The organism is Paenibacillus woosongensis, from assembly GCF_009725165.1.
GTDB lineage: Bacteria > Bacillota > Bacilli > Paenibacillales > Paenibacillaceae > Fontibacillus > Fontibacillus woosongensis.
Map to the genome: position 1 here is coordinate 53,572 of NZ_WNZW01000015.1, position 16,174 is coordinate 69,745.

General features: G+C 47.9%; 14 protein-coding genes and 1 pseudogene. 9 read left to right on the top strand and 6 right to left on the bottom strand.

Annotated elements, in window-relative coordinates; genetic code table 11:
- Window positions 1-145: 145 nt before the first annotated feature.
- Both GNP95_RS22610 and GNP95_RS22615 read right to left on the bottom strand, forming a co-directional pair.
- Window positions 146-1,483: a sensor histidine kinase gene (locus GNP95_RS22610; protein ID WP_155613096.1), complete on the bottom strand. Its 1,338-nt coding sequence runs from the start codon at window positions 1,481-1,483 to the stop codon at window positions 146-148.
- Window positions 1,483-2,166, bottom strand: a complete 684-nt coding sequence (locus GNP95_RS22615) for a response regulator transcription factor (RefSeq protein ID WP_155613097.1) — start codon at window positions 2,164-2,166, stop codon at window positions 1,483-1,485. Before GNP95_RS22615 ends, GNP95_RS22610 begins: the two co-directional genes overlap by 1 nt.
- Window positions 2,167-2,314: 148 nt before the next feature.
- Between GNP95_RS22615 and GNP95_RS22620 the strand changes: the two genes are divergently transcribed.
- The 4 genes from GNP95_RS22620 to GNP95_RS22635 all read left to right on the top strand — a co-directional run bounded on the left by GNP95_RS22620 (window position 2,315) and on the right by GNP95_RS22635 (window position 6,210).
- The gene (locus GNP95_RS22620; RefSeq protein ID WP_155613098.1) at window positions 2,315-2,722 is read left to right on the top strand and encodes a hypothetical protein; all 408 of its coding nucleotides are present in this window, start codon (window positions 2,315-2,317) and stop codon (window positions 2,720-2,722) included.
- Between the two features lie 270 nt (window positions 2,723-2,992).
- On the top strand, window positions 2,993-5,071 hold the full coding sequence (locus tag GNP95_RS22625) for a HelD family protein (protein WP_155613099.1): 2,079 nt from the start codon (window positions 2,993-2,995) through the stop codon (window positions 5,069-5,071).
- A gap of 201 nt (window positions 5,072-5,272) precedes the next feature.
- The gene (locus GNP95_RS22630) at window positions 5,273-5,641 is read left to right on the top strand and encodes a VOC family protein (protein ID WP_155613100.1); all 369 of its coding nucleotides are present in this window, start codon (window positions 5,273-5,275) and stop codon (window positions 5,639-5,641) included.
- A 38-nt stretch (window positions 5,642-5,679) separates the two neighbouring features.
- Complete coding sequence (locus GNP95_RS22635; RefSeq protein WP_230873961.1) at window positions 5,680-6,210, top strand: alpha/beta fold hydrolase; 531 nt, start codon at window positions 5,680-5,682, stop codon at window positions 6,208-6,210.
- 69 nt (window positions 6,211-6,279) lie between these two features.
- On the opposite strand, the gene GNP95_RS22640 is transcribed toward GNP95_RS22635, so the two are convergent.
- Complete coding sequence (locus GNP95_RS22640; protein WP_155613101.1) at window positions 6,280-6,594, bottom strand: RNA polymerase alpha subunit C-terminal domain-containing protein; 315 nt, start codon at window positions 6,592-6,594, stop codon at window positions 6,280-6,282.
- A gap of 22 nt (window positions 6,595-6,616) precedes the next feature.
- Complete coding sequence (locus GNP95_RS22645; protein WP_330163580.1) at window positions 6,617-6,832, bottom strand: ATP-binding protein; 216 nt, start codon at window positions 6,830-6,832, stop codon at window positions 6,617-6,619.
- Window positions 6,833-6,955: 123 nt separating this feature from the next.
- Between GNP95_RS22645 and GNP95_RS22650 the strand changes: the two are divergent.
- Window positions 6,956-7,926, top strand: a pseudogene (locus GNP95_RS22650) (preprotein translocase subunit SecA); the annotation flags it as partial.
- Between the two features lie 627 nt (window positions 7,927-8,553).
- Entirely contained in the window at window positions 8,554-9,351 is a 798-nt protein-coding gene (locus tag GNP95_RS22655; RefSeq protein ID WP_155613102.1) for an SDR family oxidoreductase, read from the top strand.
- A 324-nt stretch (window positions 9,352-9,675) separates the two neighbouring features.
- Here GNP95_RS22655 and GNP95_RS22660 read toward each other — a convergent pair whose 3' ends face one another.
- Window positions 9,676-10,071 carry a hypothetical protein gene (locus GNP95_RS22660; protein WP_230873963.1) on the bottom strand — a complete coding sequence of 132 codons (396 nt, stop codon included), beginning with the start codon at window positions 10,069-10,071 and terminating at the stop codon, window positions 9,676-9,678.
- 212 nt (window positions 10,072-10,283) lie between these two features.
- Complete coding sequence (locus tag GNP95_RS22665) at window positions 10,284-10,973, bottom strand: Dph6-related ATP pyrophosphatase (RefSeq protein WP_155613103.1); 690 nt, start codon at window positions 10,971-10,973, stop codon at window positions 10,284-10,286.
- A gap of 180 nt (window positions 10,974-11,153) precedes the next feature.
- Here GNP95_RS22665 and GNP95_RS22670 point away from each other — a divergent pair, with 180 nt between their 5' ends.
- From GNP95_RS22670 to GNP95_RS22680, 3 genes are read left to right on the top strand one after another with little or no spacing between them, the layout of a single operon-like run.
- Window positions 11,154-14,060, top strand: a complete 2,907-nt coding sequence (locus GNP95_RS22670) for a glycosyl hydrolase 115 family protein (protein ID WP_230873964.1) — start codon at window positions 11,154-11,156, stop codon at window positions 14,058-14,060.
- 31 nt (window positions 14,061-14,091) lie between these two features.
- Window positions 14,092-15,060, top strand: a complete 969-nt coding sequence (locus tag GNP95_RS22675) for an AAA family ATPase (protein ID WP_155613105.1) — start codon at window positions 14,092-14,094, stop codon at window positions 15,058-15,060.
- A 26-nt stretch (window positions 15,061-15,086) separates the two neighbouring features.
- Window positions 15,087-16,160 carry a DUF58 domain-containing protein gene (locus GNP95_RS22680; protein ID WP_155613145.1) on the top strand — a complete coding sequence of 358 codons (1,074 nt, stop codon included), beginning with the start codon at window positions 15,087-15,089 and terminating at the stop codon, window positions 16,158-16,160.
- The last annotated feature ends 14 nt before the right edge of the window (window positions 16,161-16,174 follow it).

Genomic DNA, 16,174 nt, shown 5'->3' on the forward strand with positions numbered 1-16,174 from the left:
TGAAATGATGGCTGACGTGTATGATACTCTTTAAAATGGAAAGGACCCCTCCAAAGGGGTCTTGGTTTTAGTCACGAATATGATGTAATCGGGTTGCAGCAGCAAAGCTCAAATGGTTCGGAAATGACTTTGCAAAGGAGGCAATTTACGCATTTGCGTAAGGCAGTTGAATCGTAAAACGTGTCCCTTGATTCTCCTGACTCTCCACCTTAATTGTTCCCTGATGGGATCTTACATATTGCTTGGCAATTGCAAGCCCCAGGCCGCTACCTCCGCGCGCTCTCGAACGAGCGTCATCGGTACGGTAGAAGCGATCGAATAGATGCGGCAAATGTTCGGCAGCTATACCGATCCCGGTATCCTCCACGATAATATTCAGCCATTGATCGTCTGTATTGAGCACGCGTATCCATATAGTTCCCTGATTTGGTGTATAGCGAATGGCATTGGTAAGCAAATTCAACAACACCTGTCGGATTCGATTAGGATCTACAAGCAGGTTTGTTTGTTGTGTTAAGACCTCCAGATGAATCGCAATATTCTTTTCATCTGCAAGAGGCTCTAAGACAGCGCACAGCTGCTGTGCCAAATCTGCCATATCCGTCTCCACTTTGTTTATATGGAGCTGCCCTGCTTCCGCCAGGGATAATGTTCTTAATTCCTCGACTAACCGATTCAGACGAATGAGCTCATCTTGCAGCGGCAGCAGCATCTCCGGGGGGACAGGCTGACCTCGCTGCTGCAGTTCATCCATCTTCCCTCCAATAATGGTGAGAGGTGTTCTAAGCTCATGAGCGATATCCGCACTCATATTCCTGCGTAGTTTCTCCGCTTTTTGCAGTTCTGCCGACATCAAATTGAATGCGCTGGCTATTTGCCCATATTCATCCTGAACTTTCACATCGGCTTGTATGCCAAGCTCTCCTTGACCTAGCCGCTCAATGGATGGTAGAAGCTTCTTCAGCGGGGATGCAAGCCACTTCGATAATTGATAAGCAATAATAAGTGCAACCAATAGAAGCAACAAACCGCTAACGCTTATGACAATAACAACGGATATCGGAATGCCGATCAAGATTTTATTAAAACTTGCGATCTCCGGGTCGTAGTAATAAAAATAGCCGGCGGATTTTCCTTGAACAAGAATGGTATGCTTGACCCCAAGACGGGTTACTAATTTCATTGGCGAATCGCCCTGCTGCAGGATCACCTGATGATGATTGTCCATCACGAGGACGGAGGAGCTCTTCTGATGAACGGACAGCCGCAGATCAGACTGTTCGATTTCCTCCCATGATTGATTGTGGCGCAAATAATAATTCTCTAGTTCCGAGGCAATGAGAGACACCTCACTGCCTCTTGCTTCCTGGATGACGGCTTCAATGGAGCGGGACACAATCAAGTGTGTCAGCAGTACAAAAATGATGCTGATCCCTACAATAGCCGAAGCCATAGTCAGAAATATTTTTAGATGAAATCTCACTATACGCCTCCGAATCGATAACCGAATCCATACACGGTTTGGATGTATTTTGGGTTTGTTATATCATCCTCAATCTTTTTCCGCAACCGGCTAATATGGGCGTCCACTGTTCGTTCCACATTGATGAAATCATCGTCCAACGCCGCATTCAATAATTGAAGCCGACTGTATACAATACCGGGTTTGGCGGCTAGCGTCAGCAAGAGCTTGAATTCAGTGGGTGTCATTTCTACCTCGACCCCTTGCTTCCACACTCGATACTGTGAAGCGGATATGATCAAATCTCCTCTGACCAAATGGTCTTCCGCTGACGGACTGTCGTTTAATCTGCGAATAACTGCGCGAATGCGTGCTAATAACTCCCTTAAAGAAAACGGTTTGATAATGTAATCATCCGCCCCCGATTCGAGACCTATGATCTTGTCAATCTCATCCGACTTGGCCGTAACCATAATAATGCCAACCTTGCTGTTCTTCCGCAATTCACGGCACACGTCAAGACCGTTCATCCCGGGCATCATCCAATCGAGTACGATTACTGCCGGCTTCGTCTGCTTTGCTATGGCAAGAGCCTCTATTCCTGTATGTGCGGTTGTGATATGGTAGCCCTCTCCTTGTAAAAAGGAGCTTATGAATTCAAGTACCTTCTCCTCATCATCCACCAATAAAATATGCTCAGCCATAATCTCAACTCCCCCATATTAGTATACCCTGAGTGTTCAGCAACTCCTTAAAAATTATAGTAATCGAATAAGTTCGCAATAAGATTGCAACATTTCTTCGTTATAGTGGGTTCAACCGATCCTAATTCATTTAAACGGAGTGATAGAAATGAGTACCAAAGATATTATGAAGGAAAACAAGCTTTTGATCATAGGGTTAGGCGCGTTGGCGCTTGTCAGGCCTGTAATGAAAATGACTGGGGTCATGGACTTGATTGGTCAGCAATTCGGCAGCATTCTGATGACTGTCCTGATCTCCTTGGTTTGGCTTGTTATCGTATTGGTGAAGCGGGTTACTCACCCTGTCGGCATTCTGATTGGCGCGGGCCTGAGCTATGCGCTGTTCGCCATTCTTCTGAGCGGGATTGTCTCCCCCATTCTCACTGGGAAACTGCAAGGCCCGTTGACGAACCCCTTTGCCATTGTTAGTGTCTTTGTGACAAATGCGGTATGGGGCTTCATCGTAGGCATTATCGCTAAAGCTTTTAGCCGGGGGACACAAGATCAGCATACGTAGACCGGTCTTGATAGGCTGCGTAACAGATATGTGTGACTAACGAATTCCATTTGGTAAGCGCTCAGCCACAACAAGAAGGATTAGATAATAACAAGAAAACCAAGCCCTGATGCTCAGGAGCTTGGTTTTTTACGCAATATCGGGTATATTCGTAACCCTATTTTTGGAGCCACGATAAAAATATAATACTACAAAGGTAAATATAAGTCTATATTTTTCTTCCAATTTCTCTATACTTTGGAGTGAAATCAAGGGAAAAGAGGGATAAGGATGGCCGTGAATCAAACGGAAGCGGAAGAAAGGGCATATCTAAGCACAATGGTGTCCAGGCTGCAAAAAGCGATTGAACGCTTGGAAAACAAAATAAGCACAACCCGTCATGAAGTTATTGAAGCAAAAAAGTACGTCTGGGATCACATGGCTGGACTTGATCCGGCGGAAAGAGCGGCCAACCGGGTCGACATTTCGCTCGCTATCGATCATGGGGAAAAGGCTGTCGATAAACAGAGAAAACTCAGAAAATTAGTGGAAGCCCCTTACTTCGGAAGAGTGGATTTCATTCCCGACGGACACGCGAAGGGAGACGCTTACTATATTGGGGTACACGCCTTCAACGAAGAAGACAGCCAGGAGAATCTAATTTATGATTGGCGCTCCCCCGTCGCCAGTATGTTTTACGATTATAGTGCCGGGAGAGCCGATTATTCGGCACCTGCAGGACTAGTCGAAGGGGAGATCAGTTTAAAACGGCAGTTTAAGATTAAAGGCCAGGTCATGGAATACATGATTGAAAGCTCCATGAATATCAGTGACGAGGTGCTGCAAAAGGAACTGAGCCAAACGTCAGACGAAAAAATGAAAAACATTGTCGCGACAATTCAGAAGGAACAAAACGTCATTATCCGAAATGAGCATTCCCACGAGCTGATCATTCAAGGTGTTGCCGGATCGGGAAAAACCTCGGTCGCGTTGCACCGCATCGCCTTTTTACTGTACAGGTTTAAAGGAACGCTAACGTCTCAAAACATTCTGATCATTTCGCCGAACAAAGTTTTTTCCAACTATATTTCCAACGTCCTGCCGGAGCTAGGGGAAGAAACCATATTACAAATCGGCATTGAGGAGTTGGCTGAGAGGCAGCTGAAGAACGTCTGCAAATTCCAGACCTTCAACGAGCAGGTGACGGAGCTGACCGATTCGCGGAATGAAGCCTTGATTGGGCGCATCAGGTACAAAGCGAGCATGGACTTTGTGCGTGAATTGGAGCGCTTTGCTGCGCATATTCGCGACAATGATTTTATACCTGCCGACTTGATCATCGATAACGTGAGAATTGCCAAAGCAGATATTTTAAGCGCGTACAAGGCTTCCGGAAACATGCCGATTAAACAGAAGCTGGAGAAAACAGCCTTGGTCATAGCAGGAGCCGCAAGGGATGAGGATGGTAATAGGATTAAGCCGGCCACTGCTAATAAAATCAAAACGGCTGTCAAAAGGATGTTTAAATCCCTGAATCTCCTTGCAATTTATAAGGATTTTTATCATTTTATTGGCCAGCCAGAATTGTTCAAGCTGAAAAAAACAAGGATGCTGGAGTTTTCCGATGTTTTTCCACTTGTATATTTGCAGATTCTTGTAGAAGGAGTGAACAGTTTCGATGCTGTAAAACATTTATTGGTGGATGAAATGCAGGACTATACCCCCGTTCAATACGCCGTAATATCCCGCCTGTTCACCTGCAAGAAGACGATTCTGGGGGACAGCGGCCAATCCGTCAATCCCTACTCCTCATCATCAATCACCGAAATTCAGAAGGTTTTTCCCGAAGCGGATACAGTTGAACTAGTAAAGAGCTACCGCTCGACGATTGAAATTATCAATTTCGCCCGACAAATCAACCCGAACAGCAGGATCGTTCCGATTGAACGCCATGGCCTTCATCCCCGGATCAAAAAATCCGAAAGTTGGGCCGGCGAATTGACGGATATGAAGCAAGCGATCATGGAATTTCTGAATTCTGATCATCGCTCGTTAGGCATCGTTTGCAAGACGCAGGCTCAAGCTGAGCAGGTACATCAAGAAATCAAGGAAATTCACAGGGATATCCATCTGCTCAATTTCAGCAGCGAGCAATTCTATGAGGGAATTATGGTAACTTCATGTCATATGGCAAAAGGCTTGGAGTTCGACCATGTAATCGTGCCATTGGTTGACGGTTCGAATTATAAGACGGATATGGACAGAAGCCTGCTGTATATTGCGTGCACAAGAGCCATGCATGCATTGACGTTAACCTTCCATGGAGAACAATCGTCGTTTATGCCGAATACGAACCATCAAGTCGGCTAGCCCGGTATCCCCTCTGTCATTTGAAGCAAAGAAGCTGCTCCCGACTTTGGAGCAGCTTTTCTTATTTACTCCGAAGATTCATCTCCAATTGCTTACTTGGTTTGTTTTACCGGAAAAATTGTTGCCGGACCGATGAATTTACGAAAGTTCATTCGTCCAATAGAATAGCAAGAAAATTTCTGAGTGAATGGAGAATGAACTATGAGGGATCGAATATTTATTTGGGTGGAAATTCCCGTGTCTGACATGGGACGGGCGAAAGCCTTTTATGAGCGGATTCTAGCAACGGAGATGAAATCGATGCACATGGGGGATGAAGAATACGCTTTTTTCCCGGTTAAGGAAGAGCAGAATGGAGGGATCCTGGTCAATGGGCCGCGTCATACGCCTTCTCCTGATGGCGTTACGGTCTATATTGATGGGAGTCCTAACCTGGATATTATTCTTTCGAGGGTTTCCGAAGCGGGGGGACAAGTGATTATGGATAAAACCTATTTAGGTGATCACGCAGGGTATGTAGGTATGTTTTTAGACAGCGAAGGAAACCGCATTGGCCTTCAACATCTATAAACTTATATTTCAACTTGAATAAGAAAGTAGACGTAATTATGAACACAACGCAGTCAAAAGACGGCACAACCTTAGCCTATGATGTCTATGGCAGCGGTCCGGCGCTCATTTACATCACGGGAGCTTCCTGTTACCGCTCTTTTAAGCCGGTCGTGCATGATGCCAAAGTATTGGCCACATCCTTTACGGTCTACAATTACGATCGACGCGGACGCGGTGATAGCGGGAATACGCTGCCTTATTCGCTGGAGCGTGAAATCGAAGATATTGAAGCCATGATCGATGTAGCAGGCGGCACCGCGTATGTGTACGGCCATTCTTCGGGTGCCGTGTTGGCGCTCGAGGCTGCCCTTCGGCTGGGCGGGAAAGTACGAAAGGTAGCGATGTACGATGCGTCATATGTGCATGACGAGAAGGAAAAGGTCGAATATCATCAATTAAGTCAGACTGTACATAAGCTTCTCGACGACGGCAATAACGCAGAAGCCATGCAGACCTTTCTGAAGGGGATTGGGATGCCGCGAGTGTTCGTCTGGCTGCTGCCGCTGCTTTCGGGTTTTTTTAGATAGGGCAGGCTGGAGAAGGCACCTAGGCTGGTGCCTTTTAGCTTGCCGTTAGAGACAGCTCGAGAAATCGTATCATAGTTTTTGTGTTTTGTCGCTAGGCTTGAACGTTAAGCCCTGGGAGTGCAAAGCATCCCTAAGTATTGGCATTGAACGCGGCCCTATACCGTGCAGCTGCAATATCTCGCGTTCGGTATAGGCCGATAGCTTTTGTAAAGTGGTGATCCCGTGGTGCTGTAATGCCCGTCTGGCAGGATTCGATAGAAGCGAAAGGAATCCAGTGTCGGGTTTCATGTCTTGTTCACAAACCGGACAGGTTGGACAGTCACTGCTTTTGTAGTATTGGTGACCTTGATCGCAAGTTCTTAATGTTTCTTGTGAAGGTGCCATCGTGGAAATCCTCCTCCATATCTCATATCGGTAAATAGATCGTAAACACCGAGCCCTCACCCACCACGCTCTCTACCTCAACCCAGCCTCGATGGGCAAGGATGTTTTGCTGCGCAATTGCAAGCCCCAAGCCGCTTCGGCCGCTGGGACGAGCCCTGGAAGGGTCCGCCCTATAGAATCGGTTGAAGATATGAGGGATCTCCTCTTCGGATATGCATAGGGCTGCGTTCCCCAACAAATGAGGAACGGTTTTATTTTTGCGCCTAGGGTCCAGACATTTATAATTGTAATATATATCCTACGGATACACTATTAGGAGGGCGGCATGTAATTTCAGCCAATATATTATGATGGGCAATTAGTGGCTAGGCAGCTGAAGCAAGATGTGCATTACAATTTCGACGAGTTCCAGCGGAACGTTTACTTGAATGAAGCGGGCTCGGCGAAAGCAGAAGGGCTGCTGGGATGCGGCAATTTGTACGATTGCCATAATAGTCATTTTGTTAATCATCATTAAATTGCGCGCAGCATGCGGAATCGTTATTGAAAAAAGACGTCGATTACATCGTCCGGGACGGTAAAATCGAGCTGATCGACAAATATACTGGCCGCGTGGCGGAGAACAAGTATTTGCCGGAGGGGCTGCAATCCGCGCTTGCGGTCAAAGAAGGGCTGCAACTGAAGGGCGGAGGGAAAATTCTCGGTACGATTACCCTGAGTTGTTGCTTCGCTTCGGCATTCATAAAGCCTTTCGCGCTCCTAGGCAGGATGAGGCACTCGAAGTTCCGGTGCTCCGTGGAAAAACTGAGCATATTCAGCGCGTTATTATGGGTCAAAACTTCCATATCCGCAAGGAACTGAACTGTTATGCAGATATGGTGGAGGATCAGCGGCGTATTCTATACGAGGAGCGGCTGGGAATTTTGAAAGGCGAGAAGCCGATGAGCCCTTCGGAGCAGCGGGTACGGCTTTTTTATATCGACCAGTTCTGGGCTGACATCTGGCTTACGTTTCTTACATTCGCGAAGGCATCCACTTGGAGAGCCTGGCCAGCCGCAATCCGATCGACGAATTTCATGAGCAAATCATCCAATCCTACGAGCAGATTCTGGCAAAAATAAATATGGAGTCGGCGAATATGCTTGTAAGGCTTGGAGGCTCGAATGATCCGGCGCAGTGGGAAAAGTTCGGGCTGAAGAGCCCTACTTCCACGCGGACTTATATTATCAACGATCAATACATCCAGAATAGTCGCAGTTCATGGACTACAATGATCGTATTGGCTTATTACCTTCGCAGTTTTTGAGTCCGATGTTCGGGTGGTCAAAATTTTGTGCAGGCCGAATACGAGTTCTAAATGAAGGAGGACAAGCATCGGTGTCTGATTGCCGCCTGGATTTCGAGAACGCTATCAATACGAATTTTGCACCAAAATGATTCTGTTCGAAAATTCATACTGAATCGTTATGTTTTTGCCAATTTGAGCAATTGTGTATGAATTTTCATATAGAAATCATAGAATTAAACGTTTGAAGGATAATTTGTATGATTTTTCGACTACAGTATACAAAAAATCGCTTGAAATAACGTAGTAAAGGATCGATTCATTCATCGTAAAGGGAATAATTGAGGCTGATCGAGCAGTATTTTACATTAATCCTTGATGCGACTTTATGTTTATTCTATAATCCAAAATATGGAGATGGGGGAAAGGGGACTCGCAGGCTAATGTGGACATCCTTGTAATGGTCTGATTGAATCTGATCGCATGAATCCGGTAATGGCAAGGGCCATTGCTCTCGTTCATCATGCCGATCTTCAACCATTTCAAGGAACGCGAGCAACCGTTCGAACTACCTGTTGCGCGGATACTTGAGGTATCCGTTTTTTTGTTTAACGGCGGGATGAATCCATCTCCAAGGGCGCTCTCGTCTCCACTTAACGGGAGGTATATCGAAAATGACCAAATTACAACATAAAATTGCCATCGTCACGGGGGCGAGTCGTCCAGGCAGTATTGGGGCTGCAATTTGCCGGGCATTGGCTAACGATGGTGCCAGCCTGTTCTTTACACATTTGTATGATTACGATAAAGAATTTTATCCACAGGATGCTGATGAGAATTGGCCTGATTCTTTGGCGGGAGAACTGCGGCAATTGGGCGTTCAAGCTGCACATATGAAGTTGGATCTCGCCGTACCAGGTTCCGCGTCTCATTTGTTGGAGGAGGTCCGGAAAAGGGTTGGTCTTCCCACGATCCTCGTCAATAATGCGACATATAGTGTTGATGCTGATTTCCGCCAACTAACCGATTCTATTATCGACGCGCACTGTGCTGTAAACATGAGGGGGACCTTCATGTTATCCGCTGAATTCGCCCGCATGCTCGAGGCCGAGAACAAAGCTCGTTCCTCGAATGGCGCACTCGGCGGCCGGATCATCAACCTCACTTCCGGCCAAGGGAAGGGCCCTATGCCTGGCAATCTTGCCTATGCGGCTACAAAAGGGGCCATCTCCGTGTTCACCGAATCCCTGGCCGCAGAGCTGGCACCGCTCCACATTACGGTCAACGCGGTCGATCCGGGTCCTACCGACACCGGCTGGATGTCCGAAGAGGTGAGGAATGTACTGCTGCCGCAATTTCCGATGGGCCGGATCGGTCTTCCGGAAGATGCGGCCCGGCTGATCGCTTTTCTGGCAAGCGACGATGCCCAATGGATTACCGGCCAAATCATTCATTCCAGAGGCGGTTTCTAAAAGAGTAGGTTCTTCAAGGGTAATCGAGACGAATACGAGCGAACGCTCGATTCATTCTGCGCTGAAAATGTTGAGACGAAGCGTTGACCACGTGTTGACTTCGGACAATAAAAAATACATCGCTAGGAAGTACAGGCCCCATGACGATGTATTCAAGGTTAAGTGACATTGAGTTAAATCTGTTTCCCTGGAATCTGATTAAATATATCCTGTCCGCTATAGTGATGATGAAGGTAGCACGTATTTATCGGCTGATCGCATAATGCAGTTGAACGACGCCGCCGCCAAGAGGTCTGTTAGTCCAGCAATTGTACAGGCGCCAGATTAAAAATCATTTCGTCTACAAGCCCTTGTTCTAGAAACGAGTTGTATCTCTGCACCACCGCTGATAAGAGCAGTTTGATGCCCCCTTTGCTTAAGATAGTTCAAGGCTTCTTGAGGCGACTTTACCACCGTTATGCCAGGGATGGTGCCGATGTTCTTCGACATAACCACGATGTCTAGCCCTGCAAAAGGGCCGCCCGAGCTTGACTGTTCCTCTTGGGACATTCTGCTTGGGTCCGTCATTTCCTCAAACGTCCTGCGTCCGACGATGAAATTACCTGCAGCATTTGCTTGTGCTGCGAAGTTGTCCAATGATTCCTTTTTTGGCGGGTTATCGGTGCTGGTCTGTGCGTAATTGCCGTTTGCGGTTAGAGTTGCCCATAAGATGGTTTTCATTAATTTATCCTCCTCAGGATCGATTTAGCGGAATGGTAGCTTTGCGGAAAGTGACGAACGATATGGACTAGAAAGATCACGAAATGATGGAATAGCATTTTTAGAAAGGGCCATCCGCAGAGGATGGCCCTAAAACTTGGTTATGATATCTGTACATAGCGACTATCGGGTTATCATAACGCCATTATAAAAGTTGTTCAATTACCCCAAGTTCACGTTGCGAGCTCCAGTGGCAAGAAAGCATATTCCCCGTTACGAATGATTTTGCCTTTGCTTATGGAAATTGGCTTATTGAATATGGGGCCATCAATGACGGCCGTATGGAACTCTCCACCTTCTCCGCAGGGGTCGATCCTGCGCGCTTCGAGCTCCTTCACATAATCTAGAGTCAGCACGCGCCCTAGATCTTCCTCTTTCATGCCTAACGATACATTCACTGTAACGATCACTGTAACGAATCCAAGATGAATGAATTTTTCAACAACGTCTCGATGATTCATTTCCCATAGAGGCATGCCTAGCTTTAATCCAGCATTTTTTGTCACCTTGTCGTGCCAGCACCCGTGGGCAGGCATATCCAGATCGCCGGTTACTAATGCCTCTGCTCCCTGACTTTTAGCGTTTATCAGCAGGCGCATAAAATTCTCTTCGTAATCTGCCCAGCTTGAGGCTGCGGTATATAGAGGCAGGCCCATGGACTCCGCTTGAGCCTGCAAGAACGCTGGAGGCAGGCCATGGGACCGGGAGCGGTACCCTTCTTCTTCTAACATTACGATAAGTCCAATGGCTTCTCCAACCTGCATCGCTTTGTACAAGGCTAGTGTGCTGTCCTTTCCGCCGCTAAAGGAAGCGATAAATTTATGTCCATCTGCGCCAGTTTTCCAATTGAAAGCTTCGGTCATTCCTCTCGTTCTCCTTTAAAACTTGTTTAATTTGCAAACCTTTTTCTTAAGTTAGTATATATCTTTTAACAACCAATCTAATATATACTTTGCTGTAATTATATGAAGAGAGCATATACTGGATAAAAAAACAGCAGCGGAAAGGAAGCCACTATGGAATTCACGATATCTCAAGAGATTTTGAAAAATGTAACCGCTTCAAATGGCGGAGCATCCATGTCAGACGCGTTATTTTACCGGGAAGAGGAAGCTTTTAGCGGCGTGAATAAGATTGCCCGCAAGGTGATGCACGACGTAGAACTGGTATTTGGTTATGCACCGCAAGCCACCACAGACAGAAGTCAGCTGGGGAAGAATGCTATTGTGTATGGAACCGCGGGCCACAGTCCGATGCTGCTCGAGCTGGAAGAGAAACAGCTGATTAATTTGTCAGAAATCCAGGGAAAGAGGGAAGTGTTTTTATTCCAGGTCGTTGAGCGTCCCTTTGAAGGTGTCGAAAAGGCCCTGGTCATCGCAGGCAGTGATAAACGCGGTACGATCTACGGTCTGTTTCATCTGTCGGAGCGGCTTGGGGTTTCTCCGTTGGTGGACTGGGCGAATGTGAAGCCGCAGCACAAAGCATCTTTTAATTTGGCTGCGGATTTGAAATATATCTCTAAGGAGCCCTCTGTTCGTTTTCGCGGCTTTTTTATCAATGATGAATGGCCGGCGTTTGGGAATTGGACCATGAAAAATTTCGGCGGGTTTAATGTGGAAATGTATGAGCATGTGTTTGAATTGCTGCTCAGATTGAAGGGGAATTATCTCTGGCCTGCGATGTGGTCAGCTCGTTTCTATGATGACGGCCCGGGCCTGGCTAATGCGGAATTGGCGGATGAATATGGCGTCGTCATGGGGGCTTCCCATCATGAGCCTTGCTTGCGGTATGGAGAGGAATATAAATATCTCCGCGGAAAGGACTCAATTTATGGGGATGCGTGGAATTTCATCACGAACCGGGAAGGGATCACAAAATTCTGGGAAGACGGCCTGAAGCGGAGCGGCAAATATGAGAGCGTGATTACGGTCGGGATGCGGGGCGAGGCGGATACGGCCATCATGGGTAAAGAAGCTACGCTGGCGGACAATATCCAGCTGCTGCGAGAGGTATTGCAGACCCAAAATCGGTTGATTCAGGAACAGGTCCATCCTAACCTTTCCGAAGTACCAAGAATGCTGGCTTTATATAAAGAAGTGGAGCCGTTCTTTTATGGCGATGAAACAACGGCAGGATTGATCAACTCCGAGGAACTCACGGACGTCATTCTGATGCTTTGCGACGATAACCACGGCAATTTAAGGACCCTGCCAACGGAAGAAATGCGCAGCCACAGGGGCGGTTATGGGATGTATTATCATTTTGATTACCATGGCGGTCCGATTTCATATGAATGGATCAACAGTTCTTACCTTCCGAAAATATGGGAGCAAATGACGATGGCGTATGACTTTGGTGTCCGCGATCTTTGGATCGTCAATGTGGGCGATATTGCAACTCAGGAATTCCCGTTATCTTATTTCCTGGACATGGCCTATGACTTTGAAACGTGGGGAACGCAAGCTATCAACAAGACGGATCTCTATACGAAGCAATGGATTCGGAGGCAGTTTGCCGGCGTGTTCCATGAGGAAGAGATGGAGAAGGTCTTTGAGCTGCTGACAGGCTATACCCGGATTGCCCATAAGCGCAGACCCGAACATATGAATTCAAATGTCTATCACCCGGTAAATTATAAGGAAGCGGATGATTTGCTGCATCAAATCGATCACCTGTTGGATCTGGCGAATGAACTGGTTGAGACGGTGGATGAAGCGGATTTGCCGGTTTATTTTGCGCTAGTCTATTATCCGGCTGTCGGGAATCTCAATCTGCAAAAAATGTGGCTGCTCACCGGTAAGAATCATTACAAAGCCAAGCTCGGGGAAATAGAAGCCAACAAGCTTGCGGAGCGGATTCGAGAATGTATGAATAGAGATCGGGAGCTTGTGAAGCAATTCCATACGATAGATCATGGCAGATGGTACGGCATGGGGCTCTCCGAGCATATCGGCTTTACGCAATGGAATGAAGACGAAGCCCACAATCCGATTCTCATGCATGTTTTGCCTGCAAATAAACCTAGATTATTGGTCACTGTAGATGGAACGACGCAGCGCAGTGAAGGAAGCGCATGGCATATCAATAAATTAGTTATGAATGACTTTCTGCAGCCGGATGTGGAGGAAGCTTCCTTTACGATTTCCAGTATTAGCGATCTGCCTGCGGAGTATAGGATTATCTGCAATCATCCGTGGCTGACATGTTCAAGCCTGAGCGGAAGCCTGGACGGTAAAGAGAAAACTACGGAAATCATTCATGTGAAAATAGACCGCAGCGCGATGAAGGGCGAGACCGAAGGCCATATTGTTATTGAAATGCCGGTAGGGACCTGTACAATAATGGTAAACGTGTCTAACCTTGATTTTAATGAGCTGCCTAACATGACCTTCATAGAAACGAACGGGTACATTTCCATAGAAGCTGAACATTATGCTCTGAACAAGGAAGCCGTCAAGGAGAATGGGGAAGCTAGCAGATTTGAAGTGATACACGGGTATGGCAAGACCTTATCCGCGGTGAAGGCCTTTCCGACAACAGAATACTTTACGGCCGGTGAAGACGCCCCTTATCTGGAATATCATTTCTGGGTACAGGAAGGCGGAGCGTATGAGATAGAGCTCTATATGCAGCCGTCTAATCCAGTGACAAATGAAGGGACATTATTATGCGGGATCCAGGCCAACGAGGAAGAGATCAACGTAGTCAATACACTTCCTGAGGGCTATCGGGTGGATGACAGGAATTGGGCTGCAGGTGTGCTTGATCACATTCGCAGGTACAGATCGGGAATCCGCTGCCGGGAAGGATTAAATACATTAAGGATTTTTGCCGTATGTCCGGCTTTTGTATTAGAGAAACTGGTCATTTATCCGGTAGGCAAGGAACCTGCAGACAGCTATCTGGGACCTGCAGAAACCTACTATGTGGGTAGAGAACGCAAGCTGTAGTTGCAACATAACTCTTTTAGGCGGTGAAATGATGAATTTGCAGGAAGCAGTATCGATATCGAAGCGGATTCGCGCCAATGTCAGCCAAGTGATCGTGGGGAAGGAAGAAGTGATTGAACTGTTGCTGGCTTCCTTGTTCGGCAACGGACATGTGCTGCTGGAGGATGTGCCTGGGACGGGCAAAACGCTGATGGCCAAGGCTCTGGCCCGTTCACTGGACGGACAGTTTAAGAGAATCCAATTTACCCCTGATTTATTGCCCTCTGATCTGAGCGGAATCAATTTCTATAACCAGAAGACAAGTGAGTTCGAGTTCAGGCCAGGCCCTGTGTTCACTCAGGTGTTGCTGGCCGATGAGATTAACCGGGCCACGCCGCGGACCCAGTCCAGTCTATTGGAATGCATGGAGGAACGGCAGGTGACGATAGACGGCGTGACCCATGAGCTGGCCAGACCGTTCTTCGTTATGGCAACTCAGAATCCGATCGATAACCAGGGAACGTTCCCGCTCCCTGAAGCTCAGCTTGACCGCTTCCTGATGCGTATTGAGGTTGGTTATCCATCGCTTGAGGAGGGCGTAGACATTCTGCAGCGGTTCCAGGTACAAAGCCCGCTGCAGGAGTTAGGCCCTGTAGCTGCTGGTGTGGAAGTTGCTGCTGTACAGCGGTTTGTGGCTGGAATCAGCGTATCCAGGGATTTGCTGGAGTACATGGTTCGTCTTACTGAGGCGACCCGGCGGCATCCTGATGTGCGGCTGGGCGCTAGTCCACGGGCGAGCAGTGCTTTGCTGCGTGCCTCGCAGGGAATCGCTCTGCTTCAAGGGCGCGATTATGTAACGCCGGATGATATCAAGCGGGTTGCCGAGCCGGTGCTGGCCCATCGCCTGCTGGTGCGCCGCGGACTCCGCCCTGATGATCAACAAGGAGATGCTGTAGTGCGTCAAGTGCTCAGTGAAGTGGAGGTCCCTGCTGAGGATGTACGGGCAGGAAGAAGGAAGTAGGTGGAGACGTGCAATTAACCTGGTTGATGATAAGCGCTTGCATTCTGATCGGAGTGCTGTCGCTCGTGTATCAGCGAGGGGCGATGAGAGGGCTGACTTATACCCGTTACTTCACGAAGGATGCGGTCTTCGAAGGGGATACGGTCGAAATGGTGGAGGTGATCTCCAATGCGAAATGGCTGCCGCTCCCCTGGCTGCGATTGGAGTCAAGCATCCAGACCGGACTCCGGTTCGGTGACCAGGCTAACCTGGATATATACACCGGTGATATTTATCAAAATCATATCAGTCTGTTCTATCTTCGTCCTTATCGCCGGATTAAGAGACATCATCAGGTGATGTGCGCACGGCGCGGCCTCTTCCGCCTCGATTCGGCTACGCTGACGACAGGCGATCCGTTAGGGCTGATCTCCAGGGCTCATAAATTTCCGCTTCATCTGGAGCTGCTGGTATATCCGCAAATCTTGGCTTTGCAGGAACTGCCGCTGCCGAATCATAGCTGGATTGGGGAGCTGGCGGTGCAGCGCTGGATTGTGGAGGACCCGTTCTTGACCTCGGGGATCCGCGAATACCGTCCCGGAGATGCGATGGGATCGATCAACTGGAAGGCAACTGCTCGCACGGGAACTATGCAGGTTCATAAGCGCGACTATACGGCCGATCATCGGTTAGTCATCTGTCTCAATCTGGAGGATAGCGATACGATGTGGCGCAATATTAATGATCCGGAGCGGATTGAGCTGGGGATCAGGTACGCGGCTACCGTTGCTGATCAGGCGCTGCGCAGCGGGATTGAGACAGGCTTCATCTGCAATGGACATCTGATCGATGGACCAAGACAATCTGTCCGTATCGGCCCCTCCGCTGCTGCGGACCAGTTTGAGCTCTTGCTGACGACCTTGGCCAGACTGGTTCTCGACCGAACGGTCTCCATGCCGACTTTGCTCGAAGAGGTGCTGAGTGAGGAGCCCGTAGATACAGATTATTTACTTATAACCTGCCATCAGGGGGAGAAGCTGAGCAAGGCAGCCGATCAACTGCTGCGGCGGGGGAACGGAATGGAATGGATGATTATTCCCGAAATCGAACCTGTGTTTTAATTAAGCTGTTATGC

What these genes read in the sequence shown, in the direction of transcription:
- GNP95_RS22665 (WP_155613103.1), bottom strand. Translation starts at nt 10,973, where the DNA reads ATGACCGAAGCTTTCAATTGGAAAACTGGCGCAGATGGACATAAATTT.
- GNP95_RS22625 (WP_155613099.1), top strand. Translation starts at nt 2,993, where the DNA reads ATGGCCGTGAATCAAACGGAAGCGGAAGAAAGGGCATATCTAAGCACA.
- GNP95_RS22675 (WP_155613105.1), top strand. Translation starts at nt 14,092, where the DNA reads ATGAATTTGCAGGAAGCAGTATCGATATCGAAGCGGATTCGCGCCAAT.
- GNP95_RS22655 (WP_155613102.1), top strand. Translation starts at nt 8,554, where the DNA reads ATGACCAAATTACAACATAAAATTGCCATCGTCACGGGGGCGAGTCGT.
- GNP95_RS22640 (WP_155613101.1), bottom strand. Translation starts at nt 6,594, where the DNA reads ATGGCACCTTCACAAGAAACATTAAGAACTTGCGATCAAGGTCACCAA.
- GNP95_RS22615 (WP_155613097.1), bottom strand. Translation starts at nt 2,166, where the DNA reads ATGGCTGAGCATATTTTATTGGTGGATGATGAGGAGAAGGTACTTGAA.
- GNP95_RS22630 (WP_155613100.1), top strand. Translation starts at nt 5,273, where the DNA reads ATGAGGGATCGAATATTTATTTGGGTGGAAATTCCCGTGTCTGACATG.
- GNP95_RS22635 (WP_230873961.1), top strand. Translation starts at nt 5,680, where the DNA reads ATGAACACAACGCAGTCAAAAGACGGCACAACCTTAGCCTATGATGTC.
- GNP95_RS22660 (WP_230873963.1), bottom strand. Translation starts at nt 10,071, where the DNA reads ATGAAAACCATCTTATGGGCAACTCTAACCGCAAACGGCAATTACGCA.
- GNP95_RS22620 (WP_155613098.1), top strand. Translation starts at nt 2,315, where the DNA reads ATGAGTACCAAAGATATTATGAAGGAAAACAAGCTTTTGATCATAGGG.
- GNP95_RS22680 (WP_155613145.1), top strand. Translation starts at nt 15,087, where the DNA reads ATGATAAGCGCTTGCATTCTGATCGGAGTGCTGTCGCTCGTGTATCAG.